The organism is Actinomadura sp. WAC 06369, assembly GCF_003947565.1.
Lineage (GTDB): Bacteria > Actinomycetota > Actinomycetes > Streptosporangiales > Streptosporangiaceae > Spirillospora > Spirillospora rifamycini.
Genome location: NZ_QHJN01000377.1, coordinates 1 through 1,117 on the forward strand (window position 1 = coordinate 1; position 1,117 = coordinate 1,117).

The 1,117-nt window shown below is 68.2% G+C and carries 1 protein-coding gene; it reads right to left on the reverse strand.

What is annotated here, in order from left to right; translation table 11 throughout:
- A partial coding sequence (locus DMH08_RS39540; RefSeq protein ID WP_199748240.1) for an acyl-CoA dehydrogenase family protein occupies positions 1-1,117 on the reverse strand: 1,117 nt, incomplete at both ends.

Consider the following 1,117-nt stretch of genomic DNA (forward strand, 5'->3'; position numbering starts at 1 on the left):
GCTGGATCTGGTTGGTCCCCTCGTAGATCTGCGTGATCTTGGCGTCGCGCATCATCCGCTCCACCGGGAAGTCCCGCGTGTACCCGTACCCGCCCAGCAACTGCACCGCATCGGTCGTGACGTCCATCGCCACATCCGACGCCAGCGCCTTGCACGCCGACGACACGAACGTCAGATCCGCGACCTTCTCACCCCGCATCGCACGCTCGGACTTCACCGCCGCGTGATACGTCAGCTGACGCGCACCCTCCAGCCGCATCGCCATGTCCGCCAGCATGAACTGCACACCCTGGAAATCGGACACCGGCTTACCGAACTGCCGCCGCTCCTTCACATACCCCACAGCGAAGTCCAGCGCCCCCTGCGCGATCCCCAGCGCCTGCGCCGCGATCGTGATCCGCGTGTGGTCCAGCGTCGCCAACGCCGTCTTGAACCCCGTCCCCTCCGCACCGATGATCCGGTCCGCCGGGATCCGCACGTCCTCCAGGATCACCTGCCGGGTCGGCGACCCCTTGATCCCCAGCTTGCGCTCCTTCGGCCCGAACGACACCCCCGCGTCATCGCAGTCCACCACGAACGCCGAGATCCCCCGCGCCCCCGCCGACGGATCCGTCACCGCCATCACCGTGTAGTACTTCGACTCCCCCGCATTGGTGATCCACATCTTCGCGCCGTTGAGCACCCAGAAGTCACCGTCGCGCACCGCACGCGTCTTCATCCCCGCCGCGTCCGACCCCGCGTCCGCCTCCGACAACGCGTACGAGAACATCGCCTCGCCCGCCGCGACCGGCCCCAGAAACTTCTTCTTCAGCTCCCGCGACCCCGCCAGCAGCACCGGCACCGTCCCCAGCTTGTTCACCGCCGGGATCAACGACGACGACCCGCACGCCCGCGCGACCTCCTCGATCACGATCACCGTCGCCAACGCGTCCGCACCCGCACCACCGAACTCCTCCGGCACATGCACCGCGTGCAGATCATTGGCGACCAGCGCCTCCAGCGCCTCCCGCGGGAACCGCGACTCCTCGTCCACCTCCGCCGCGAACGGAGCGATCTTCGCATCGGCCAGCTCGCGCACCGTGCTGCGCAGCAGCTCGTGCTCCTCCGACGGAGCGTA